The organism is Flavobacterium daemonense, from assembly GCF_007341385.1.
GTDB classification, from domain to species: Bacteria; Bacteroidota; Bacteroidia; order Flavobacteriales; family Flavobacteriaceae; genus Flavobacterium; species Flavobacterium daemonense.
This window is the reverse complement of record NZ_VJYD01000005.1, coordinates 256,666-282,412: the sequence shown is the minus strand read 5'-3', so window position 1 is coordinate 282,412 and position 25,747 is coordinate 256,666. Positions and strand designations below refer to the sequence as shown.

The 25,747-nt window shown below is 34.5% G+C and carries 17 protein-coding genes and 1 tRNA gene; 10 read left to right on the top strand and 8 right to left on the bottom strand.

What is annotated here, in order from left to right:
* Window positions 1–58 precede the first annotated feature (58 nt).
* The 5 genes from FND99_RS09100 to FND99_RS09080 form a co-directional block, all read right to left on the bottom strand.
* The gene (locus FND99_RS09100) at window positions 59–2,173 is read right to left on the bottom strand and encodes a glycoside hydrolase family 97 protein (RefSeq protein WP_144337657.1); all 2,115 of its coding nucleotides are present in this window, start codon (window positions 2,171–2,173) and stop codon (window positions 59–61) included.
* A gap of 227 nt (window positions 2,174–2,400) precedes the next feature.
* On the bottom strand, window positions 2,401–4,704 hold the full coding sequence (locus FND99_RS09095) for a glycoside hydrolase family 65 protein (protein ID WP_144337656.1): 2,304 nt from the start codon (window positions 4,702–4,704) through the stop codon (window positions 2,401–2,403).
* 77 nt (window positions 4,705–4,781) lie between these two features.
* Window positions 4,782–5,450 (bottom strand): beta-phosphoglucomutase, encoded by a 669-nt coding sequence (pgmB, locus tag FND99_RS09090; RefSeq protein ID WP_144337655.1) that lies wholly within the window; start codon window positions 5,448–5,450, stop codon window positions 4,782–4,784.
* Complete coding sequence (locus FND99_RS09085) at window positions 5,443–6,960, bottom strand: MFS transporter (RefSeq protein WP_144337654.1); 1,518 nt, start codon at window positions 6,958–6,960, stop codon at window positions 5,443–5,445. The genes pgmB and FND99_RS09085 overlap by 8 nt, the downstream gene beginning before the upstream one ends.
* 174 nt (window positions 6,961–7,134) lie before the next feature.
* Window positions 7,135–8,166 carry a LacI family DNA-binding transcriptional regulator gene (locus FND99_RS09080; protein WP_144337653.1) on the bottom strand — a complete coding sequence of 344 codons (1,032 nt, stop codon included), beginning with the start codon at window positions 8,164–8,166 and terminating at the stop codon, window positions 7,135–7,137.
* Between the two features lie 235 nt (window positions 8,167–8,401).
* Between FND99_RS09080 and FND99_RS09075 the strand changes: the two genes are divergently transcribed.
* Genes FND99_RS09075 through FND99_RS09060 form a run of 4 tightly spaced genes read left to right on the top strand, consistent with a single transcriptional unit; the run spans window position 8,402 to window position 17,197 of the window.
* On the top strand, window positions 8,402–11,347 hold the full coding sequence (locus tag FND99_RS09075; protein ID WP_144337651.1) for a SusC/RagA family TonB-linked outer membrane protein: 2,946 nt from the start codon (window positions 8,402–8,404) through the stop codon (window positions 11,345–11,347).
* 17 nt (window positions 11,348–11,364) lie between these two features.
* Window positions 11,365–13,170, top strand: coding sequence for a RagB/SusD family nutrient uptake outer membrane protein (locus tag FND99_RS09070; RefSeq protein WP_144337650.1), 1,806 nt, complete (start codon window positions 11,365–11,367; stop codon window positions 13,168–13,170).
* Between the two features lie 19 nt (window positions 13,171–13,189).
* Window positions 13,190–14,266 (top strand): SusE domain-containing protein, encoded by a 1,077-nt coding sequence (locus FND99_RS09065; protein WP_144337649.1) that lies wholly within the window; start codon window positions 13,190–13,192, stop codon window positions 14,264–14,266.
* 57 nt (window positions 14,267–14,323) lie between these two features.
* A complete protein-coding gene (locus tag FND99_RS09060; RefSeq protein ID WP_144337647.1) occupies window positions 14,324–17,197 on the top strand; it encodes an alpha-amylase family glycosyl hydrolase in 2,874 nt (957 codons plus the stop codon).
* 140 nt (window positions 17,198–17,337) lie between these two features.
* On the opposite strand, the gene FND99_RS09055 is transcribed toward FND99_RS09060, so the two are convergent.
* The 3 genes from FND99_RS09055 to FND99_RS09045 form a co-directional block, all read right to left on the bottom strand.
* On the bottom strand, window positions 17,338–17,562 hold the full coding sequence (locus FND99_RS09055; protein ID WP_115888113.1) for a DUF6814 family protein: 225 nt from the start codon (window positions 17,560–17,562) through the stop codon (window positions 17,338–17,340).
* A gap of 14 nt (window positions 17,563–17,576) precedes the next feature.
* Window positions 17,577–19,073, bottom strand: coding sequence for an MFS transporter (locus FND99_RS09050; RefSeq protein WP_144337646.1), 1,497 nt, complete (start codon window positions 19,071–19,073; stop codon window positions 17,577–17,579).
* Between the two features lie 199 nt (window positions 19,074–19,272).
* Window positions 19,273–19,345, bottom strand: a tRNA-Phe gene (locus FND99_RS09045).
* Window positions 19,346–19,449: 104 nt separating this feature from the next.
* Here FND99_RS09045 and FND99_RS09040 point away from each other — a divergent pair.
* The 6 genes from FND99_RS09040 to FND99_RS09015 all read left to right on the top strand — a co-directional run bounded on the left by FND99_RS09040 (window position 19,450) and on the right by FND99_RS09015 (window position 25,682).
* Window positions 19,450–20,184 (top strand): type III pantothenate kinase, encoded by a 735-nt coding sequence (locus tag FND99_RS09040; RefSeq protein WP_144337645.1) that lies wholly within the window; start codon window positions 19,450–19,452, stop codon window positions 20,182–20,184.
* Window positions 20,177–21,406: a hypothetical protein gene (locus FND99_RS09035; protein WP_144337644.1), complete on the top strand. Its 1,230-nt coding sequence runs from the start codon at window positions 20,177–20,179 to the stop codon at window positions 21,404–21,406. The genes FND99_RS09040 and FND99_RS09035 overlap by 8 nt, the downstream gene beginning before the upstream one ends.
* 50 nt (window positions 21,407–21,456) lie before the next feature.
* The gene (lptC, locus tag FND99_RS09030; RefSeq protein ID WP_144337643.1) at window positions 21,457–22,008 is read left to right on the top strand and encodes an LPS export ABC transporter periplasmic protein LptC; all 552 of its coding nucleotides are present in this window, start codon (window positions 21,457–21,459) and stop codon (window positions 22,006–22,008) included.
* A gap of 8 nt (window positions 22,009–22,016) precedes the next feature.
* Window positions 22,017–22,211: a hypothetical protein gene (locus FND99_RS09025; RefSeq protein ID WP_144337641.1), complete on the top strand. Its 195-nt coding sequence runs from the start codon at window positions 22,017–22,019 to the stop codon at window positions 22,209–22,211.
* Window positions 22,212–22,214: 3 nt separating this feature from the next.
* The gene (locus FND99_RS09020) at window positions 22,215–23,474 is read left to right on the top strand and encodes a hemolysin family protein (RefSeq protein WP_144337640.1); all 1,260 of its coding nucleotides are present in this window, start codon (window positions 22,215–22,217) and stop codon (window positions 23,472–23,474) included.
* 108 nt (window positions 23,475–23,582) lie between these two features.
* Entirely contained in the window at window positions 23,583–25,682 is a 2,100-nt protein-coding gene (locus FND99_RS09015; RefSeq protein ID WP_144337639.1) for a peptidylprolyl isomerase, read from the top strand.
* Window positions 25,683–25,747 lie beyond the last annotated feature (65 nt).

The following is a 25,747-nucleotide window of genomic DNA, read 5'->3' as shown; positions in this document are numbered from 1 at the left end:
AAAAACTGGGGAGATTTCTATTTAAATGGACTTACATTTCTTATATGGTTAATTAAAATTATTTTGTTTCAATAACGCTTATCGCATATCCTCCGCCTGGAGCAGAAAACTGAGATAATTTTGATTTGTTTGTTACAGCAATTTTCTTGATGGTGTAAGCTTGCGGATTCGTTTTGTAATGCGCATCTTTTGCATCAGCATAAATTGTTGCTGTATATTTTTTACCTTTTTCAAGGAAACTGAAATCAATGTTTGATGTACGCGGCGTTTCTCCGTTTACGTTTCCAATAAACCAGTTGTTTGTTCCTTTTGCTTTACGAGCAACTGTGATGAAATCTCCTGGCTCAGCTTCAATATATTTACTTTCTGACCAATCTACAGCTACATCTTTAATGAATTGGAATGCATCTGGAAAACGGTTGTAGTTTTCCGGAGTATCAGCCGCCATTTGCAACGGGCTGTACATTGTTACATATAAAGCTAATTGGTTACAAATTGTACTGTTTACATGCGATTTGTTCTCAGGATTCATTTTGCTGATATCCATTTCGAAAATTCCAGGCGTGTAATCCATTGGACCACCAATTAAACGTGTAAATGGTAAAACCGTTACGTGATTTGGTTTAGAACCTCCAAAAGCTTGGTATTCTGTTCCTCTTGCGGCTTCGTTTCCAATTAAGTTTGGATACGTTCTGCAAATTCCAGTTGGACGAACGGCTTCGTGAGCGTTCACCATAATTTTATATTCAGCTGCTTTTTCGATCGCATATTGGTAATGGTTTACAATCCATTGATCGTAGTGATTTTCACCGCGAGGCAAAATATCTCCAACATAACCGCTTTTTACAGCATCATATCCATTGTCTTTCATGAATTTGTAAGCCGCATCCATGTGGCGCTCGTAGTTGCGAACAGATCCTGAAGTCTCGTGGTGCATGATGATTTTTATGTTTTTAGATTTTGCATATTCGTGCAAACCTTTTACATCAAAATCTGGGTAAGGCGTCAAGAAATCAAAAACATAATCTTTTGAATGCCCAAACCAATCTTCCCAGCCTTCGTTCCATCCTTCAACTAAAACAGCATCGAAACCATTTGCAGCAGCAAAATCAATGTATTTTTTTACGTTAGCATTGTTTGCGCCATGCGTTCCGCTTGGTTTTGCTTTTGAGAAATCAGAAACTCCTAATTGAACTGTTGGAAAATCATTTGTGTAAGACCAAGAGCTTTTTCCTGTAATCATTTCCCACCAAACACCCACGTATTTTACTGGTTTAATCCAAGAAGTATCATCAATTTTTGATGGATCATTTAAGTTTAAAGTCATCTTTGAAGCCAAGATATCTTTAGCGTCGTCGCTTACCATAATCGTTCTCCAAGGGGAGTGGCTTGGCGCTTGCATATAACCTTTATCACCTTTTGCATCTGGCGTCAACCAAGATTCGAAAACCATGTTTTTGTCATCTAAATTCAAGTGCATACAAGAATAGTTTATCAAAGCTGCTTCGTGTAAGTTGATGTAGATTCCGTCAGCAGTTTTTAACATTAAAGAAGTCTGAACTCCTGTTGGAGAAAAAGATCTTTGCGAAACGTTTGCTGTATAAGCTTTTTGAGATAAACCTCTAATTTCAGATAATTTTGATTTTGTATAATCGTATTCCTGAGTATCATAATCTCCCGGAATCCAGAAAGCAGTATGATCTCCAGTCATTGCAAATTGTGATCTTTCTTCTTTGATTACAAAATAAGTAAGATTCTTTTGAGTCGGAAATTCATATCTAAATCCAAGTCCGTCTTCGAATAAACGGAAACGGATAATGATTTGTCTGTCTGTTCCTTTTTGATTTAAAGTTACAGCCAATTCATTATAATGATTTCTGATGTGATCTACTTCTCCCCAAACTGGTTTCCAAGTTTCATCAAAAGTTGAAGTTTTAGTATCAACAACTGTAAAGTCATTCAACAAAGATTTTTTGTCATCTTTAAGTTCAAGACCCAATTTACTGGTTTTTACAACTTCTTTGTTTTTGTATTTTAAATTGTACGTTGGAGTCCCATCATTTTGAAGAGAAAATTCCATTACGAACTTGCCTTCGGGTGATTTTAACTGCTGCGCTTTTGCAACGGTGCTAAACGCGAACAAAATTAAACTTGCGAAAAATAAGTTTTTCATGTTTTTTAGATTTTAAATTTATAGTAACGTATTGGTAGATGTAATCATTTTTAACACATAGAAACATAGATTTTATTTGTAAAAAAGAGAGAATAAAGAGAAACCCATTTCTTTCACATAGCCAACTATGTTTATTTTAAATAAGTGAAACGCCTTTTTGAGTACTCTAAATCTATGTTTCTATGTGTTTAATATTTTTTGTTAATTACTCCTAAGGGTTTATTATGTTAATTCATTTGTGCAAATTTACCAGCAACAACAGGGTTTCCGTTCACAATAATTGTTAAATCTTGATCGCCGTCTACCGTAAAAGTTGTTTCGTTATGATTTACAGCCACTTTTAAAATTTGGTTTCTGAAATTGATTTTAAACGAATATCCATTCCACTCTTTTGGGATTTTTGGTGAGAAATGAAGCTGGTCATTTTTAACTCTCATTCCGCCAAAACCTTCCACAATACTCATCCAAGTTCCTGCCATTGAGGTGATGTGGCAACCTTCTTCCACTTCTTTATTATAATCGTCCAAATCCAGACGCGAAGTTCTTAAGTAGAAAGTGTAAGCCATATCCATTTTGTCTAAAGCTGCAGCCTGAATCGAGTGTACGCAAGGCGAAAGCGAACTTTCATGAACCGTGAATGATTCGTAGAATTCGAAATTGCGTTTCAATTCTTCTTTAGAAAAATGATCTTCGAAGAAATAAAAACCTTGTAAAACGTCAGCTTGTTTGATGTATGGCGAACGCAACACGCGATCCCAAGACCATTTTTGGTTGATTGGTCGCTGCGATTTATCTAAATCTTTTACCGGAATTAATTCTTTGTCTAAGAAACCGTCTTGCTGTAAATAAATTCCAAGTTCTTTTGAAATTGGGAAATACATATCATCGGCAACTTTTTTCCATTCCTGAATTTCATTTGCCGAAAGGCTTACTTTTTCTAAAATGCGTTTGTGATCTGAAGGATATTCTAAAGCGACTTTATTGATTTGTTCCGAAGCAAAATCAATACACCATTTTGCGATATAATTCGTGTAGAAATTATTGTTGATGTTGTTTTCGTATTCGTTTGGACCCGTAACTCCCAGAATTACATACTGATTTTTCTCTTTTGAAAAAGAAGCTCTTTGGTGCCAGAAACGTGCAATCCCGATTAAAACTTCTAAACCTTTTTCCGGAATATAAGAGTAATCACCTGTGTAACGGTAATAGTTGTAAATCGCAAAAGCAATCGCACCATTTCTGTGGATTTCCTCGTGCGTGATTTCCCATTCATTGTGACATTCTTCACCATTCATGGTCACCATTGGGTACAATGCAGCGCCGTTTTTGAAACCTAAATTATCTTTAGCATTTTCAATCGCTTTGTCTAATTGATTGTAACGATACGTCAATAAATTTCTCGCAACTTGCTGATCTTTTGTAGCCATGTAGAACGGAATACAATACGCCTCAGTGTCCCAATAAGTAGATCCGCCGTATTTTTCTCCAGTAAATCCTTTTGGACCGATATTCAAACGAGAATCTTTTCCTAAATACGTTTGGTTTAATTGGAAAATGTTGAAACGAATACCTTGTTGCGCTTTTACATCGCCTTCAATAGTAATATCTGACATTTCCCAGATTTTTGCCCAAGCTTCGATTTGGTTTTGAAGCAAAGCATCATATCCTAAAGCAACAGCAGATTTAATTACTTTTTCGGCTCCAGCCAAAGTATTTTCGTGGTTTAAAGAAACCGTATATCCACCAATTTTTTGAATTGATGAGGTTTGTCCTTTTGCAATAATAGTTCCATAAGTGTACTGAACTTTATCAGTAGTTGAATCGATTGTTGATGGCGAAACGTTGATATTTTCTCCGTTTGCCAAAATCGTATTGTGCATGAAAGTCGTAACTTTAAAATGTGTTTTAAAAGTTTGAGCTGTTACAAAAGCTTCGTTTGCGCCTTTTTTAACTTCAAGCGGTTCCCAGAATTTTTCTTCCCAGTTCGCATCTTCATTAGTTACACCAGCGTCGACATAAGGTTTGTAAACGATTTTTGCATCTTTATTTAAAGGTGTAATATCGTATTTAATGATTCCAGCTTCGTCTAAATCTAACGAAAGAAAACGACGAACATTTACAGCGATTTCAGTTCCATTTTTCAGAACTGCTTCAAAAGAACGATTGTACCAACCTTCTTTCATATTCAATTCTCTTCGGAAGTTTCTAACTTCAGTGCACGTGTTTAAATCAAGATTTTCTTCGTTGATTTCAATGTCAATTCCAATCCAGTTTGGAGCGTTAAGTACTTTGGCAAAATATTTCGGATAACCGTTTTTCCACCAGCCCACTTTTGTTTTGTCTGGATAATAAATTCCGGCGATATAACTTCCCTGAAAAGTTTCAGCAGAATAGCTTTCTTCAAAATTCGCACGCTGTCCCATAGCGCCGTTCCCGATACTAAAAAGACTCTCAGACGATTTTACTCTTTCGGCATCAAATCCTTCTTCTATAATAGACCAATTGTCTGGTTTTATATAATCTTGGTTCATTTTTTTCAATTTAATGATTTAATGATTTAAAAATTTAAAGATTTTCGAATCGCTCTAAATCTTAATTTTTAAATCTTTCAATCTTTTAATTTTTCAATTAAAGTTTCAATAAAGCTTGTTTCGATTTGGGTAAAATCTTTAAAAATATAATCAGCTTCATGTAAAATTGTTTCCTCACCAATTCCCACACTAACCATTCCTCCTATGTTTGCTGCCTGAATTCCGGCAACAGAATCTTCAAATACAATTGAATCTTTTGGGTCAATATGTAATAATTGAGCCGCTTTTAAGAAAACTTCAGGATCTGGTTTTGCATTGCTGACATCGTTTCCGTCAACAATAACATCGAAGTAAGACAGAACCCCTGTTTTTTCTAAAATTGGTCTTGCATTTTTACTGGCAGAACCCAATGCAATTCCTTGGTTTTTATCTTTTAATAGTTTCAGGATTTTTAAAACCCCTGGAAGAACCTCACTTTCATCCATGTCAACTAAATAAGATAAATAATCTTCGTTTTTTTGAATCAGCCATTTGTCTTTGTCTTCCTGCGAAGCCTGAACATTTCCTAATCCAAGTATAATGTCTAACGAACGAACTCGGCTTACGCCTTTTAAAAGTTCATTGTCTTCATGTGTAAAATTTATATTTAACGATTTGGCAATTTTCTGCCAAGCTAAAAAGTGGTATTTAGCGGTATCAACGATCACTCCATCAAGATCGAAGATGAATGCTTTTTTATTATTCATGGATTTCAATTTTAGTTTTGCTATTTACTCTCAGAGTCAATAATCCTGCGAAAATCATTGATATACCTCCAATTATTAGAGCATAAATAGGTTCATTATTAAAGAATTGTTTGATTACAAATCCTAATATCGTCGCGGCTACAATTTGCGGAATAACTACAAAAAAGTTAAAAACACCCATATAATAGCCCATTTTTGCAGCTGGCAAAGCACCAGATAACATGGCATAAGGCATTGACAAAATACTTGCCCAAGCAATACCAACTCCCAACATTGGAAGAATAAGCAGTTGTTTATCACCAATAAAATAAATCGAAATTAAACCAACACCTCCTGCGCATAATGCTAATAAGTGTGTTGCTCTAACGCCTACTTTTTTTGCAATAACTGGTAATAAGAAAGCTACGGCTGCTGCAACTCCATTATAAACTGTAAATAAAACAGAAACCCAGTCGGCAGCATCATTGTAGATTTTTGAAGTTGTATCTGTTGTTCCAAAAATATGCTGTGTAACCGCTTGTGTTGTATAAATCCACATCGAGAAAAGCGCAAACCAAGAGAAGAATTGAACCCAGGCTAATTTTTGCATTGTTCTTGGCATATTCAGCAAATCGGTCATGATTATGGTGAAACCATTCTGAACTTTTTTAGTTCGGAGCTGCGAAGCAATCATAAATAAAACGCCCATGAAAATTAAGCCTACAAAAAGAATATAAAGTTCTTTTGCAAGGTTGTTTTCGAAAATTAGGAAAGAAATTAATCCGCCGATACAAGCAAATGCTAATCCTAAAAGCGATTGTTTTTTCGTAGAAACACCCGATTCCGTTTCAGAATCTGAAATATTTTCATCATCTTTTTTGTTATTTGCTTCAAAAGCATGAAGTTCTTCAGGCGTATATTCCGTTGTTTTAAAAACAGTCCATAATACGGAAAGCAGAAAAACAATCCCGCCAATATAAAACGACCATTTTACCGCATCCGGAATAATTCCTTTTGGCGCAACGTTGCTGACATCAAAAACATTTGTGAAAAGATAAGGCAAGACAGAACCAACAACGGCTCCAGTACCAATGAAAAAACTCTGCATTACAAAACCTAATGCACGCTGATGATCAGGCAAATTATCGCCTACAAAAGCACGAAAAGGCTCCATAGAAACATTTATCGAAGCGTCCATTATCCATAAAGTTCCTGCAGCAATCCATAAAGTAGGAGAGTTGGGCATAACGAATAATGCCAGTGAAGACAAAATAGCGCCAATTAAAAAATAAGGGCGTCGTCTGCCTAAACGCGTCCAAGTTCTGTCACTGAAATAACCAATAACGGGCTGAATAATTAAACCAGAAACAGGCGCAGCAATCCACAAAATTGGGATTTCATCTATTTTAGCACCAAGGGTTTCAAAAATTCTTGAAGTATTTGCGTTTTGCAGTGCAAAACCAAATTGTATTCCTAAGAAACCGAAACTCATGTTCCAAATTTCCCAGAAACTTAATTTACGCTTTTCCATTATCGTAATTTGAAAATTATACGATAAGCGCTTTGCTTATCAAAACTTTGTTTCTTTCGAAGTAAAACTAAAAGCCTTGACTGGGCGTAAAAGTATAAATTATTTTTTTATTTAAGCTAATAAAAAAGCCATAAATATTTTTTATGGCTTTAGAATGCGTTGATTTTAAGAAAATTAGTCAGTAGATTCTCTTTTTATAAGGTGAGTTTCTATAACTTCTGTAGTATAATTTTCGTTTTCGTCTTCATCGTCGTCATGTTCGGCCTCAAGTCGTTCAATAAGCATTTTCGCCGCTTTGTTGCCCATTTTTTCGCCACTTTGACTTACCGTTGTAATACTTGGAGTGGAGTATTTTGAAATAATTCCGTCAGTAAATGCAATTACCGCTAAATCTTCGGGAACTTTTAATCCCATTTTTGATGCCGTTTTGATAATAGTTACTGCAAAAAGCTCATTTACTGCGAAAACAGCATCAAAAGCTCTAGCGTGCAGAAGCTCAGAAATAGTTATTTCGCAGGTATCTACATCTTCAATTTTGATGATTAGATCTTCGTTGAACGGAATTCCGTTGTCTAAAAGCGCTTTTTCGTAACCGTCAGTTCTTAGTTTTCCAACACTTACATAATCGACAGTTGTTACTAAAGCGATTTTTTTTCTTCCATTATTAATTAAACTTTGAACCGCTTCGTATGCAGCGGCTTTATCATCAATAATTACCTTATCGCACAATATATCATTGGTAACACGGTCGAACATAACTACCGGCATTCCTTGATTGATAACTTCTGTAATGTGGTGAAAGTCACCTTTGTACTGTGTTTCTTTAGAAAGCGACATGATAAAACCATCGATACTTCCGTTGGCCAGCATTTCCATATTTAAAACTTCTTTATCAAAGGAATCATCTGATAAACAGATTACTACGCTATAACCGTGTTCGTTTGCAACCTGCTCAATTCCGTTGATTACAGTAGAGAAAAAATAATGTACAATTTCCGGAATGATAATACCAATACTTTTGGTTTTTCGGTTTTTTAGACTAAGGGCGATGTTGTTAGGCTTATAGTTGTAAAACTTAGCAAAAGCTTGCACTTTTAGACGTGTTTCTTCGCCTATTTCAAGACTGTTTCTAAGTGATTTTGAGACAGTTGAAATAGATACGTCAAGTTCTTTTGCTATCTGTTTTAAGGTTATTTTACGTTTCATAGCGTTTTTTGGAAAAAATCTAATTGATAATAAAGATGGATAATATTTTTGGTATTGACAATTTTTGACTTAAAAGATTACAAAAAATAGAAAGTTTTCAACACTACCACGTTTTCGTAAACCAATAAAAATTGCCACCGGTTGTTCGTGTTAATAAATTCATAATTTTGAAATTCGAAGTAAAATTAAAAACTTAACTAACAATCACAAACTCAAACTAATTTAAACAAAAAGTATGAAAACAATTTACAAAAAGTTGTTATTTTTATTCCTACTGCTGCCGTTTGCTGTGTTCGCTCAAAGCACATTAAATGGAACTGTTGTCGATAAGGCGACAGGACAGCCGATTCCGGGAGTAAATGTAAATGTACAAGGCTCAAAAGCAGGTACTTCTACAGATTTTGACGGGAAATTTCAATTGCCAAATTTAAAGAATGGCGATAAAATTGTCGTGTCATTTATTGGATATGTAAGCAGTACAGTAACTTTTTCGGGACAAAAAAACGTAAGCGTTTCACTTGAAGAAGATACAAACCAACTTAAAGAGGTTGTTGTACAAGTAGGTTACGGTACTGTTAAGAAAAAAGATGCGACAGGAGCTGTAACTGTTTTAGGTGCAAAAGACTTTAATAAAGGACCAGTGCAATCTGCAGATCAAATGATTCAAGGTAAAGTTGCTGGTTTACAGATTATTAATGGTGGAGGTTCTCCAGGAGCTGATCCAATTGTAAGAATCCGTAGTGGATCTTCTCTTAGTGCAAACAATGATCCATTATATGTAATTGATGGTATTCCTGTTGCAAATGGAGGAGTTGAAGGCGGAAGAAACCCATTGTCTACAATCAACCAAAATGATATCGAATCTATTTCAGTTTTAAAAGATGCTTCGGCAACTGCAATTTATGGTTCAAGAGCTTCAAATGGTGTAATCATTATTACTACTAAAAAAGGGAAAGCTGGTGATATCAAAGTAAGTTATAATGGTAATTTCCAAGTTTCTGAAATAACTCAAAAAGTTGACGCTTTATCAAGCGGGCAGTTTAGAGATTTTGTAACTGCAAATGGAAGTGCTTCGCAACAAGCAGTAATGGGTCAGGCTAACACAAATTGGCAGGACGAAATTTACAGAACCGCTATGGGAACAGATCAAAATATTTCTGCTAGTGGAGGAAAAGATAACATTTCTTATAGAGCTTCTGTAGGGTATACTAACTTAAATGGTGTTTTGTTAAGAGATAACTTCGAAAGAACAACTTTAGGAGTTTCGTTGGTAGGAGATTTCTTTGACAATCATTTAAAAATCCAGGTTAATAATAATACTTCTATAATCAAAAGTAATTATAGTAATACTGGAGCTGTAGGAGCTGCTGTAGCTTTCGATCCAACTCAATCAGTAAAAAATGCTGACGGAACTTATTTTCAATGGTTAACCAGCCCAACAGAATTTAATCAATTGGCAGGGAAAAATCCTGTAGCAATGATTAACCAGCAAGATAATTTTGGTACTTTCAATAGAAGTATCGGAAATATCCAATTAGATTATAAAATGCACTTTTTGCCAGAATTAAAGGCAGTTGCAAATTTTGGATATGATCAAATGAGTGGTAGAGGTTACGGAGGAATTGATGCGGATTATTTGAATGGACTAAAAGGTTCAGGATATAATAATAATTATGAAAATATAGAAAAGAGAAATAACAAGTTAATGGACTTGTACTTGAACTATAATAAAAAAATTGATGCGATAGATACTCAGGTTGATGTAACAGGAGGCTATACGTATCAGGATTTTAGAGAAGAAAAAAACAAATCTAATTACAATTTTGAAAATGATTTAAATACTGTTGAGTTATTTACGCCAACTCATATTAACCTACAATCATTTTTTGGAAGAGCGAATTTCACTGTAGCTGAGAAATATTTAGCAACTGTTTCTTTAAGACGTGACGGAACTTCTAGATTTACGGAACAATATCGTTGGTCAAATTTCCCTGCAGTTTCTGTTGCTTGGAAATTAAACGAAGAAAATTTCTTAAAAGATGTAACTAGCATTAACTCTATTAAATTAAGAGGAGGTTGGGGTATTACAGGACAGCAAAATATAGGAAATGCTTATCCTTCTATTCCATTGTATTTGGCTTCAAATAGTGCTGCACAATATCAAATTGGAAATACTTTTTATACAACTTACAGACCACAGCCATATAATAGTAATTTGAAATGGGAACAAACTACAACAATAAATATTGGTTTAGATTTCGGGTTATTTAATAATAGAATTACGGGTACTGCTGACGTTTACCAAAGAACTACAGACGATTTATTGTTATATACTCAAAATCCTGCTTTCTTTGGGTTTTCTAACTATGACAATTACAATGTTGGTAGTCTTAAAAACAAAGGTATTGAGCTTTCCGCTGAGGTTATTCCAGTGCAAACAGATAATTTAGAGTGGAAAATTGGAGGAAATATTACGTTCCAAAATTCAAAAATCACAAAATTAACTACAACTCAGGATAATACACCTGGATTAGAAGCTGGAGATAATATTTCTGGAGGAACTGGAAATAAAATTCAAAATAACCAAGTTGGTTATGCACCTAATTCATTCTATGTATATGAGCAAGCTTACGGGGCAGATGGTAAGCCTTTAGATGGAGTTTTTGTAGATCGTAATAAAGACGGAATTGTAAATGCCGATGATAAATATCGTTTTCATAAACCTGCTGCTGATGTTTTCTACGGATTTTATACTAGTTTAACTTATAAAAACTGGGATTTTTCTATGAACTGGAGAGGTTCTTGGGGGAACTTTTTATACAATAACGTAGACTCTGGAAATGGAACTTATGTTAATGTAATAACGAGCAGACAAAATGATTTGTCAAATGGAGTAGAAAATCTATTAGAGACAGGGTTTAAAAAACAAACTGATTTTCAAATGCATTCGGATTATTACATACAAGATGCATCTTTCGTAAAATTAGATAATGTTACGATTGGTTATACCTTCAACCAGAAAATCAAAGGTATTTCGATGTTAAAATTGACGGCATCTGCTCAGAATGTTTTAACTATTACAAAGTATGAAGGTTTGAACCCTGAAATTTCTAATGGTATTGATAATAATGTTTATCCGAGACCAATTACTTTCATGTTAGGATTAAACGCTAACTTCTAATTCAAATAACAAGAAAAATGAAAAAGATACAAATAAAATTAATAGGTATTTCTTTGTTTATGATGACGATGTTGTTTTCATCATGTACAGATGATCTAAACCAATCACCTGATAACGGAGATTCTGTAAGTAGTGACGAGCTTTTTAAAGATCCGGCAGCTTACAAACAAAATTTAGCAAAATTATATGCTGGTTTTGCGACTACTGGTCAGCAAGGTCCTGCAGGAAGTCCTGATATTTCTGGTATTGACGAAGGAACAAGTCAATATATTAGAGGTTTTTGGATGATGCAGGAATTAACAACTGATGAGGCGGTTATTGCTTGGAATGACGGAACAATTAAAGATTTCCATTCACAAACTTGGTCATCATCAGATACATTTATTGCAGCGACCTTTGCACGTTTTTCTTTCCAGATTGTAAACTGTAATGAATTTTTAAGACAAACTACAGATGCAAAATTAGCAGCAAGAGGATTGACAGATGCTGCAACATTAGCAGAAATTAAAACATTTCGCGCAGAAGCTCGTTTTTTACGAGCAATGACGTATTGGCATTTAGTAGATACTTTTGGAGCTGGATCTATCGTAACAGAAGATTCTCCAACAACATTCTACTATCCGGAATATGCTTCAAGAGCTCAGATTTATAAGTTTATCGATGATGAGTTAACGGCGATTACACCATTATTAAAAGCACCAAAATCAAACGAAGCATATCGTGTGGATCAGGCTGCTGCGTGGATGCTTCAGGCTAAACTATACATGAATGCTAAAGTTTATATTGGTACAGATCATTATGCTGAAGCTGTTCCTTTATTAGATAAAGTTATCGCTTCAGGTTATGCTTTGCACAACAATTACAACCAATTGTTTCTTGCAGATAATAACAAAAATGGAGCGCAAAATGAATTTATTTTTGCAATTTCTTTTGACGGAATTAACACTCAAACATACGGAGGCACAACTTTCTTAGTACATGCTCCTGTTGGAGGCGCAATGACAATTGGAGAGTTTGGAATTGCCGGAGGCTGGGGAGGAGTTCGAACAACTTCTTCATTTGTTAATTTTTTTGGAGCTAACAGTAGTTCATTTGATTTTTACAAATTTGATAAAAATTACAAGTTAATTAATGACAAAGGACTTCTTTTTGATTCGAATGGGAAAGCATCAGATCAAGCTGGATTTGATATCAATAAAACATACGTATTTAATTCGAAAAATGGCGTAATAACACTTAATGGAGTTGTTGTTGATGTACCTGCTGCTGCTGTTAAAGTTGGACCTCAAAAACTATGGACGGACACAAGGATTGATGCATTTACACCAGGTCAAAGTTTAGAAATTGCTGATATTGGAAGTTTTACAGATGGATATGCATTACAGAAATTTAAAAACGTTGATGTAAATGGTGTTTCGGGATCTGATAAAACAGGAAATTTTGCCGATACAGATTTTCCAATTTTCAGATTAGCTGATGCTTATTTGATGTATGCTGAATGTGCAATCAGAGGAGCTGGAAGCATGAGTAATGCAACAACTTATGTAAATGCTGTGAGAACAAGAGCACATGCGACTACTATAAACCAAGGTGATCTTACTTTGAATTTTATTCTTGATGAAAGAGCTAGAGAATTACATTGGGAAGGACATCGCAGAACCGATTTAATTCGTTTTGGGAAATTTACTGGAGGAAGCTATTTATGGCCTTGGAAAGGTAATGTCGCAAACGGAACTTCAACTCAGACTTTTAGAGATTTATTTCCAATACCAGCAGGTGCTTTAGGATCAAATCAAAATTTAAAACAAAACCCAGGATACTAACTAACTAAAAATATACCAAATGAAAAATATAACAAAATCACTAATTGCTTTATTAGCATTAGTTGCAATATCATGCAGCGTTGAAGATGTACAGGACAGACCTGTTATCACAGGAATTGATTCACCAGTATTAACGGCACCTTCATCTGGCTCAGCTTATACATTAACTCCAGATGCAGCAGATAATCAAGCGGAGCGATTTACTTGGAAATCTGCTAATTATGGTGGAGATGTTGAAGTAAACTATACCGTACAAATGGATGTGAAAGGAAATAATTTTAAAACACCTCAGGAATTAGGTTCTACTAAATCTGAAAACCAAACTTCTGTTTCTGTATCTAAAATGAACGGTGCAGCTCTAGCATTGGGTGCAGTGCCGTTTACAGCGACTGATTATGAGGTTAGAGTAAAATCTGATACAAATGGTTCAAATGTAATGTACTCATCTGCAGTAGGAATTACAGTAAGTGCTTATACTACTGAAAGCCCTAAATTGTGGCTTCCAGGAGGTTATCAAAATGCAAGTGGTTATGGAGGAGATTGGACCCCTACGACAGCTCCTCAAGTTATAGCCGAAGGTTACGGTAAAACTGCTTTTGAAGGATATGTTTATTTTGCAGCTCCTGGAGAATTCTTGTTTACACCTGCAGCAAATTGGGATCACAAGTTTGGAATGGGGGCTGATGCTGGAACTCTAACAGTTGACGGAGGTGCTAATATTCCAGTGGCATCAGCAGGTTATTACTGGGTAAAGGCTGATACAAAAACATTAAAATATTCTTTAACTTCTACTAAATGGGGAGTTATAGGAAGCGCAACAGCAGCTATTACCGGAGGTGATGGTTGGGGGGCTGATATTGATATGACATATGACAGCACTGCAAAAAAATGGAGCTTAAAAGTTGCTTTGGCTGCGGGTGAAATTAAATTCAGAGCAAATGATGGTTGGGATATTAACTATGGTGATGCAGGTGCAGACAATGTCTTAGAATTTAATGACCCTACTAATATAAAAGTTCCTTCTGCGGGTAACTATACTATATCATTGGATTTAAGTACACCAAGACATTATACTTATACACTTACTAAAAACTAAAATTTTAGTAAAAAAAAGGCTATCTACGGATAGCCTTTTTTAATAACCATATTAATTATGAAAAAAACTTTACTTTTATTTTTCTTTTTGTTGTCGGCAATTTCATTTGGGCAACAGCAAACAGTGACATATTCGGTAAGTCCATCTACTTTTGAGGAAACTACTTCTATTACGATTACAATAAACGGAAGCAGTATAAACGAGAGTACATGGGGTGTTACAGGAAATGCTTTATATATGTGGGCCTGGGCATTTGATACAAATGACACAACTCAAAAAGGAACTCCAAACAATGGTGCGTGGGAAGCTTCAAGCGAAGAAAGTAAATTTACTTACAACGCAGGAACCGATACGTATACTAAAACTATTACGCCAACCACTTATTACAATACAACTGGAATAGGAAAAATTGGTTTTTTGATTAAAGCTAAAAACGGAACTGGAGACAAAAAATCACAAGACATTTTAGTCGAAGTTGGTTCTTTTCAAGTAACCTTGACTTCTCCTGCCGAAAATAGCACAACAATTCTGGCGTCTGGTTCTAATTTTAATATTGGAGCAACAAATACAAATGGAGTAGCAAGTTATACGCTAAAGTCAAACGGAACTACAATTGATACTAATGCAAGTACAGCAAGTTATTCCTATACTGCAAATAATATTACCGAAAATCAAAGTTATGAGCTAGTGGCGGTTCAAGGCGCTGTTACAATTTCTAAAAAGTTTTCGGTTGTTATAAATCCAAATACAGTTTCAGAGGCTATGCCAGCAGGTTTGGCTGATGGAATAAATTATAATGCCACAGATGCAACAAAAGCAACTTTGGTTTTAGATGCGCCCTTAAAAGATTTTGTTTACGTTGCTGGAAGTTTCAATAATTGGCAACCAACAACAGCATATGCCATGAAAAAAGATCCGTCTTCTGATAAATTTTGGTTGGAATTGACAGGATTGGTTTCGGGAGCAAATAATACATATCAATATTGGGTAGGAGAGAGCACGCCAATAGCAAATTCTCCTGCATTAGTAAAAACGGCAGATCCTTATTCAACTTTGGTTTTATCACCATATGATGATCCAGGAATTCCTGCGACTTCATATCCAAATTTACCTGCTTATCCGGCTGGACAAAATTTTGAAGTTACAGTTCTTAAAACGGGACAAACGCCATACAATTGGCAAGTAACAAATTTTACAAAACCAGAAAAAGACAAGTTAGTTGTTTATGAAGTTTTGGTTAGAGATTTTGATGCGAAGAAAAATTATCAGACTTTGATTGATCGTATAGATTATTTTAAAACACTTAAAATAAATGCTATTGAATTAATGCCGGTAATGGAATTTGAAGGAAATGAAAGCTGGGGTTACAATACTTCCTTCCATATGGCCTTGGATAAATTTTATGGGACTTCAGACAAATTAAAAGAATTTATTGATTTGTGTCACCAAAACGGAATTGCAGTGATTCTTGACGTTGCCTTAAATCATGCTTTTGGAAGAAATCCAATGGTTAGAATGTGGATGAATGATCCTGACGGAGATGGTTTTGGATCACCAACTTCAGAGAATCCGTATTTCAATACGGTTGCAAAACACTCTTATAGTGTGGGAGAAGATTTTAATCATCAATCTTTAAAAACACAATATTATGTAGAAAGAGTGGTGAAACAGTGGATTCAAGAATACAAAATTGATGGTTTCCGTTGGGATTTAACCAAAGGATTTACTCAGGCTTGTACAGCTTCAGATGAATCTTGTACCAATGCTTATCAGCAAGATCGAGTTGATATCTTGAAAAAATATGCTGATTATTCTTGGAGTCTTGACCCAACGCATTATACCATTTTTGAACACTTAGGTTCTGACAGCGAAGAGCAACAATGGGCAAATTACCGTGTTGCAGAAACGCCAAGCAAAGGTGTAATGATGTGGGGAAAAATGACAGATCAGTACAATCAATTGTCAATGGGATATTCGTCAAGCAGCAATATTTCGAGAATGATGAGTTCTAGCCGTGGCTTCACAGGAAATCGTTTAATGGGTTATGCAGAAAGTCATGACGAAGAACGCTTGATGTATAAAAATGTTCAGTACGGAAATACATCAGGAACTTATAATGTGAAAAACTTAAATACAGCGTTGTCAAGAATGTCAGCTATTGGAGCTGTTTCGCTTTTGATTCCGGGACCAAAAATGATTTGGCATTTTGGAGAATTAGGATGGGATGATTCGATTTATACTTGTAATGACGGAACTGTAAATGATGCTTCGGCAACTATTGCTGGCGATTGCAAGCTTGATACAAAACCACAGCCACAATGGGCAGAAAATTGGTTAGGCGACACAAATCGCAATAAAATTTATTATGATTGGGCTAAAATGATCAATATGAAGGTGACCGAACCTGTTTTCTCAGGAACAGCGACAATGGCAAATGCAAATACATTGACAGTAAATATTAAAATTACAAACAGCAATTTGGCAGCGACTCAATTAAAAGATGTTTTGATTTTGGCCAATTTTGATGTAATACCACAAAATGTTGCCACAGGTTTTCAATACACAGGAACTTGGTATAATTTAATGGACAATTCTTCTTTAAATGTTACCGATGTGAATGCGACAGTAAATTTAGCTCCTGGAGAATATAGAATTTATGGAAATAAAACGGCCAATTTGGCAATTCCAGATTTCGGACAAACAAGTGCCGTAAATTTATATCCAAATCCAGTTTCAAATTATTTCACTTTAAATAGTGCGTTTTCAAAAGTTCAGGTGTATGCAATATCAGGACAATTAGTGAAAAGTTTTACTTCTAATGGAAATGCAGATTTTCAATATAATGTAAGTGATCTGAAAACAGGATTGTATGTGGTCAAAGCACACGATGAAAATAATAAAATTCAGGTAATGAAATTCATTAAGAAATAAATACATCTCTTTAAAATTTAGACAAAAAGCTAAAGAAGTTTTCAAGTTTAAAATTTTAATAGGTATTTAAATTTTGGTTTTTTAGTAGTTAAAAGGGCTGTCTATTTTTAGACAGCCCTTTTTTGTTTAAGTCGTTTTGGTTATTTTTTCTCATTGTATTCTCCAATCAGAGAAAAATAGCCAAAAGTTCCCAAGCCTAAAACGATTAATGGGGTGAGAATGAAAAGAATTATAATTCCGAATACCAAATCATCCTGTTTGTCTGATAAAAATTTGGGCAAGCCAAATTCAAACACACAGAAATAAGCGGCAGCAATGGAAAGTATAATCCACAAAACACCTAAAATTTGCTTAACTGTATTCATATTATATGTAGGTATTAAAGGTGATTCGTTTTGTTTTTGTTATCAATGTAAACCATTCCAATTACAAAGCAGATTGAAGCTATAATAATTGGATACCAAAGGCCGTCAAGATAAAATTCGGGTTTTCCGTTTGCTTTGGCATGTGTTACGAAATACGTTGAAATTGCTGGCAATAATCCTCCAAAAATTCCATTCCCAACATGGTAGGGAAGAGACATTGAAGTATATCTGATTTTAGTTGGAAACATCTCAACTAAAAACGCTGCAATTGGACCATAAACCATTGTGACAAATAAAACCTGAATGAAAACTAAAAAAATCAATGTCCATTCATCGCCAGAATTTATTTTGACAGTAAAACTAGTTTGAGCTTCTTTTTTATCTGCAAAAACAGTTTTCTTTTCTACATACGAAGTTCCGTCTGTATAGGTTTTAGAAATTGTTGTTACAGCATCATTTTTTTGATTTATTTCAGTATTTTGAGTTGTTTTTTCAGTAATTTCTGTCTTATAGGCAACATCCGTCGTGTTGTACATCATTTTATAGATAGGTCTATAAAATAAGATTGCCAAAAGCATTCCAGACATCATGATGTATTTTCGTCCAACTTTATCACTCAGCCATCCAAAAACAATAAAAAAGGGTGTTCCAAGAAGTAAAGCGATTCCTAAAAGTTCATCAACTTGCGAAGAATCGACATTCATCACAGTTTTCATGAAACTCATCGCGTAGAATTGACCTGTGTACCAAACAACTCCTTGTCCCATTGTAGCGCCAAAAAGAGCTAGCAAAACAAATTTTAGGTTATATCGGTTTCCAAAACTTTCCTTCAACGGATTTGCGCTTGTTGTTCCTTCTTTTTTGGCTTTTGCAAATACAGGCGATTCGTCCATATTTTTTCTGATTAAATATGAAACACCAACCATCACGATCGAAACCCAAAACGGAACACGCCATCCCCAAGTGTCAAAATCTTCTGCAGAAAGTATGTTTTTTGTGGCTAGAATTACCATCAATGAAATAAATAATCCAACAGTCGCCGTAGTCTGAATCCAAGAAGTCCAGTATCCTTTTTGTCCTACCGGAGCGTGTTCTGCAACATAAGTCGCCGCCGCACCATATTCGCCACCTAAAGCGAGTCCTTGAAGCAAGCGCAGCATTAACACTAATAAAGGAGCAAAAAAGCCAATGGTTTCATAACTCGGAATACAGCCTATCAAAAAAGTAGAACCTCCCATTAAGAGCAATGTGGCCATAAAAGTATATTTACGTCCAATAATATCGCCTAGTCTTCCAAAAAATAAAGCTCCGAAAGGGCGTACAACAAATCCAGCAGCAAATGTCGCTAAAGTGGATAAAAAGGCAGCAGTGGGATTGTCGCTTGGAAAGAATTTTGTTGAGATAACAACCGCTAAACTTCCAAAAATATAAAAATCGTACCATTCAATCATTGTTCCCATTGAGGACGCCGAAATAACTTTCCAAATACCTTTAGTAGAAGTTTTGCTCATAAAAACTGTTTTGTATACTTATTAGTGATTAGATGATAAAAATATATTTTTACGAATATATAAGATATTTTTTTATTCACTTAATACTTTTTTAACAAAAACAATCTATTTATTGACTTTTGTTTTTTTAACAGTATAAGGATTATAAAGTGGTTAAATCATAAAAACAAAAAACCCGAATATTGCTATTCGGGTTTCGTGGTACCTCCAGGGATCGAACCAGGGACACATGGATTTTCAGTCCATTGCTCTACCATCTGAGCTAAGGTACCGTCTTGTGCTCAATGCGGGTGCAAAGATAGAATCATTTTTCGTTTATCCAAAACATTTTTTTAAAAAAATCAATTCGTATCTTCGCAATGGTAATAAAATAGATATGATTTTAACGGTAGATATTGGGAATACGAGAATTAAAGCAACTGTCTTTGAGGGAAATACTTCTGTGGGGAATTTTGTTTTTGAGAAAAATGAACTCGAAAAAAAAATTAAAGAAATAATAGAAAAATTTCAAAATTGTTCCGATTTGGTTGTTGCTTCGGTTGGAAATATAGAAAAACAAGCTTTTTTGGTCTTCGAAAATCAATTGAATATTCATTTTTTTACACATGAAGATATTTTTCCCTTTCACAATAAATATGCAACTCCAAAAACGTTAGGAATTGACAGAATGATTTTGGCTGCGGGTGCAACTTTGCAATTTCCTAAAAAAAATAGATTAGTTATTGATGCAGGCACTTGCATTACCTACGATTTTATCGACGAAAATGATAATTATCTCGGTGGTGCAATCTCTCCGGGTCTTCGTCTTCGTTATGAATCATTGCATCAATTCACGGCTAAACTGCCTTTGCTGACTTTTGAAGAACCAGAATCGTATATTGGAAATTCGACTAAACAAGCTATTCATTCTGGAGTTGTCAATGGCTTCGTCTATGAGATAGACGGTTTTATCGATGAATATCGGGCTAAGTTTTCAAATTTTATAATAATTTTAACGGGAGGCGATGCAGAATTTTTGGCTAAACGATTAAAAAATACCATATTTGCCAATTCAAATTTCCTACTAGAAAGTTTGAACCAAACATTTCAATATAAAATCGACAATGATTAAAAAAATTATAATAAGTGCTTGTTTACTTATCTCGTTCGTTTCATTTGCTCAGCAAGGTACAGCTTCGCCATATTCTTTTTACGGAATTGGGGACGCAAGATTCAAAGGTACTTTGGAAAACAGATCGATGGCTGGAGTTTCAATAGAACAAGATAGTATCCACTTGAATGTTGATAATCCTTCAAGTTATGCGAGTTTAAGACAAACTACATTTACGGTTGGAGGAAGTTTTGGTACTTCTACATTAAAAAATTCTGACCACTCAGAAAAAGCACAGCGAGCAACTTTCGATTATTTAGCCGTAGGAATTCCGATGGGTAAATGGGGAGCGGCTTTTGGTTTGGTTCCATTAACGTCTGTTGGGTATAAAATCTTAAATGACAATACCGCTACAGAGGGCGCAACAAATAGCCAATTTGAAGGAAAGGGCGGCGTTAATAAAGTGTTTTTTGGTTTAGGTTACAAAATTAAACCAAACTGGAACATTGGAGCTGATGCGCAATATAACTTTGGTACAATTACAACAACAAGCGTTGAAGCAATTACCGGAGTGCAAAATTCAACTAAGGAAACAAACAAATCTACGTTATCAGGTGTTAATTTTAATATCGGAACAATGTATCAGACCAAGTTTTATAAAAACATGACATTGTTTACTAGTTTGAATTATACATTTGCAAGTACATTAAATGCTGACAATACAAGAGTTATTGCAGTAAGTACAGATCCGGATCCTATTACATTTGATCCCGTTTCGGCAAAATTGAAAATGGGAAATAAATTGACAATTGGCGCCGGAGTTGGTGTTCCAAGAAAATGGCTTGTAGGTACGACTTTGGCGTTTCAAGGCGAAGGACAATATCAAAATTATTACAATTCAAGCGATAATGTTCGTTATGAGAAATATTCGAAATATGCTCTTGGAGGGTATTATATTCCTAATTATACTTCGTTTACAAATTATTTCAGCAGAGTTACTTACAGAGCAGGTTTGAAATATGAGCAAATTGGAATGGTGATCAACAACCAATCAATTAATGATGTCGGGATGACTTTAGGTGCTGGTTTTCCAATTACAGGATCTTTTTCAAATGTGAATTTCGGAATTGAATTTGGTAAACGTGGTACAACTTCAGCAGGCTTGATTCAAGAGAATTATCTTAACTTCAGTGCAAGTTTCTCTTTCAACGACAGATGGTTTATGCATCGTAAATTCGACTAATACGTGAGTTATATTTTTTTAAGCTCATCACAATTTACTACTTTTGGCAAATGAATTTACCAAAAAGATATATTATAAGCGTTGTCACAGTTCTTGCTGTGACACTGTTTTTTGGGTGCGAAAGTAATTTTAAAGAAGTACAGCGAAGTAATTTTGCCGAATTCGTTCCGGGAAGTGATGCTGATACTGTCAATATAAAATATACTGATTCTGGCCGCATAACAGGCGTTTTGATAAGTCCAAAGATGCTGGATTATTCAAATCTTGAATTTCCTTTTACTGATTTTCCAAAAGGAATTGACGTGACCTTATATGATAAAAAACAAAAACGTACTTTTATCACATCAAATTACGCTGTTTCATATAAAGAAACGGGAATAATTGATTTGCAGGGCAAGGTAAAAATTACTTCAGAAGCAGGTCAGATGCTGGAAACAGAACAGCTTTATTTTGATCAAAAAAACGAGTGGTTTTATACGGAAAGAAAATTTAAGCTTACAGATGCTAAAGGAGTTTCAAACGGGCAGGGAATTGATTTTAGCAAAGATTTTAAAATGATTAATTCACAGCGAATTAGCGGTGAAATCGAATCAAACGAATAAAAAATATTATGGGAATTTTAAAATATACACAATATCTCTACTTATTAATTGCCGTTGCTTTTATATATGACGGAATTACAAAATTAAATGATCCAACTACCAATCCTTGGTTAAGTTTTGTGATTGCGGCAGTAAGTGTTTTTATGTTTTTCTTCAGAAGAAAATACGCTAAGAGATTTGACGATCATTATAAAAAACAGTAAAAAATGGAAATTAGTATTATAATACTATGTTTAATACTATCAGCCTTTTTTTCGGGAATGGAAATAGCTTTTATTTCTTCCAATAAAATTTATCTTGAAATAGAGAAAAAACAAGATAACTTTTTATCAAAAATCTTAACCAGACTAACGCAGAATCCGTCAAAATTTATTGCAGCAATGCTTATTGGCAATAATGTTGCGCTTGTAATTTACGGATTTTACATGGGAGATTTAATTCTGCAGTGCTTTGTAGATTTAGGATTTCAATTTTCTGATTTGACAAGCCTGTTGATTCAGACAACACTTTCGACTTTTATTGTTTTGATAACTGCCGAATTTCTTCCAAAAGTATTTTTTCAAATCTATGCGAATTCGCTGATCAAGTTTTTCGCAGTTCCGGCTTATATTTTTTACAAGCTGTTTTATTATATATCTACTTTTTTTATCTGGATTTCCGACTTTGTGTTAAAGAAATTTTTCAAGACCGAAGGCGATCAAGTGCAGTTGTATTTTAGTAAAGTAGAGTTAGGAAACTATATTGCAGAACAGATGAACGCTGTGGAAGATGATGAGGAAGTTGATTCGGAAATTCAGATTTTTCAGAATGCATTAGAATTTTCGGGCGTAAAAGCGCGCGATATCATGACGCCACGCACAGAAATAGTTGATATTGATTTGTTTGAAAGCGTGGCCGACTTAAAAGCGCTTTTTATTGAAACAGGTTATTCTAAAATTGTTGTCAGCCAAAATTCATTGGATGATATTGTAGGTTATGTTCATTCATTTGATTTGTTTAAAAAACCAAAAACAATCAAATCTGTTTTAATGACAGTTGAATTTGTGCCAGAAACAATTCTAATTAAAGATGCGCTGAATCTGCTTATCAAAAAAAGAAGAAATGTTGCCGTTGTATTAGATGAATATGGTGGAACTGCAGGGATTATTACAATAGAAGATATTGTAGAGGAGCTTTTTGGTGAAATTGAAGACGAACATGATCTTGACGAAGAATTATTGGAACAAGAATTAGGGGAAGGAAAATACTTGTTTTCAGCCCGATTAGACGTAGAATATTTAAATGAGACCTATAAATTAGAAATCCCAGAAGAAGACTCGTACGGAACCTTGGGCGGATTTATAGTGAATTCTACTAAGAAAATTCCCCAAAAAGGAGATCAAATTGTAATCGATAACTATCATTTTGTGATAGAAGAAGCCACAAATAAGAAAATCGAATTGGTGAAAATAACCATAAAAGACTGATTTTTTTTAATAATTAAAAAAATTGTTGAAAATAAAACGCTAGTTGTATTGTTATTAACTAGATAATTGTATTTTCGCAAACTGAATATAAAATTAACGATAATAAAAATGGCAGTTTTAGCAAAAATTAGACAGCGTTCCGCTTTATTGATAGGAGTTATTGCACTTGCATTATTTGCATTTATAATACAAGATCTATTTAATAGAGGAACATTTAGTCAAAGTTCAAAAGATGTGGGAAGCATCGACGGAAAAGATATTTCATTTGAAGACTTTAGAGTTAAAGTTAGTAATGTTGAAAAAAGTGGTCAAGGAATTACTTCCACTGAAGCTGCAAATAGAGTTTGGGATCAAGAAGTTTCAATCGCCTTATTATCTGCTCAATTTGATAAATTAGGATTGAGAGTAGGTGAGAAACATTTGATTGAAGTTTTAAAAGCAGATCCAAATATTGGAAAAAACCCAATGTTTTTAAATGCAGCAGGAATTTTTGATGTAGTTAAATTTAAAGAATACTTCAAAAGCAATCCTGAAGCAGCGCAATATATTTCTGCTAAAGAAAAAGATGCTGAATTAAATGCAAAATTTCAAATCTACAATACGTTAATCAAATCTGGACTTTACACAACTGCTAGTGAAGGAAAGTTGAAATATGAAATGGAAGCTAACAAAGTAAACTTTAGTTATGTTGCAGCTTTATATTCTTCTATTAAAGACAGTGAAGTAAAAATCTCTGATTCAGATATCGTAGATTATATGAAGAAAAACGAGAAAAAATTTAAAGCGGATGAAACTCGTGAAATTCAATATGTATTAGTTGAAGACAAAGCTTCAAAAGAAGACGAAGCTGAAATCAAAGCTAAAATCACAGGATTATTAAACGGAAGTGTTGTTTACAATGCTAAAACTGGTAAAAATGATACTTTGCCTGGTTTTAAAAATGCTACTAACATTGCAGAATTTGTAAACTCAAACTCTGATGTTCCTTATGATTCTACTTATGTTCCTAAAAATGCTTTGCCAGCTGTTGATGCTGATAAATTATTCAGCTTGCCAGCAGGAGCAATCTACGGACCATATGTTTATGGAAGATACTACGCTATTTCTAAATCTTTAGGATTTAAAGCAGGTGTTAACGCAAAGGCTAGCCATATCTTAATTGGTTATGAAGGTTCTCAAACACCAAACCAAAAAGAGAAAAGAACTAAAGAAGAGGCAAAAGCTAAAGCTGAAGAAATTTTAGCTCAAGTTCAAGCTAATCCAGATAGTTTCATGATGCTTGCTTTTACAAGCTCTGATGATTCATCTGCACAGCAAGGTGGAGATTTAGGATATTTTGGTCAAGGCCAAATGGTAAAACCATTCAATGATTTTGTATTCAGCAACGGAATTGGTAAAGTTGGATTGGTTGAGACTCCTTTCGGTTTCCACATTATCAAAATTACAGACAAACAAGATGGAATTCGTTTAGCTACAATCGCTCAAAAAATTGAGCCATCTGAAGCTACTTCTGATAAAGTATTTACATTGGCTACTAAGTTTGAAATGGAAGCTGCTGATAAAGATTTCAGTGCTACTGCTAAAGAACTTGGTTTAAAAGTTGCGGCTCCTGTAACTGCAAAAGCTATGGATGAGCAATTTGGTCCATTAGGAAACCAAAGAAACATCATCAGATGGGCGTATGACAAAGAAACTAACATTGGAGATGTTAAACGTTTTGAATTGGCTAATATCGGTCACGTAATTGCACAATACAAAAGCGAAAACAAATCAGGTTTAGTATCTGTAACTTTAGCAAGACCTTATGTTGAGCCAATCTTGAAAAACAAGAAAAAAGCTGAAATTTTAAAAGCTAAAATGACAGGATCTAGCATCGAAGCTATCGCTAAAAGTGCTGGTGTAGCAGTTCAGCAAGCAACTGACGTAACTATGGATAACCCAGTGTTGCCAGGTGGAGTTGGACAAGAGCCTAAAGTTGTTGGAAATGCATTTGCTTTAGCAGCAAATAAACTTTCTGCTCCAATTGAAGGAAATACTGGAGTTTATGTAGTGAAAAACGTTAGCACTGTTAAAGCTCCTGCAATTGCAAATCACGCAGAGTATGTTGCTAAATTAAAAGCTCAAAGTGCATCTGATACAAACAGAGTATTGCCAGCTTTGAAAAACAATGCTAAAATTGAAGATAACAGATTACAGTTTAATTACTAATTTCTAGTTATAATTAAAATATAAAAACCCGAAACATTCAAAATGTTTCGGGTTTTTTGTTTAAC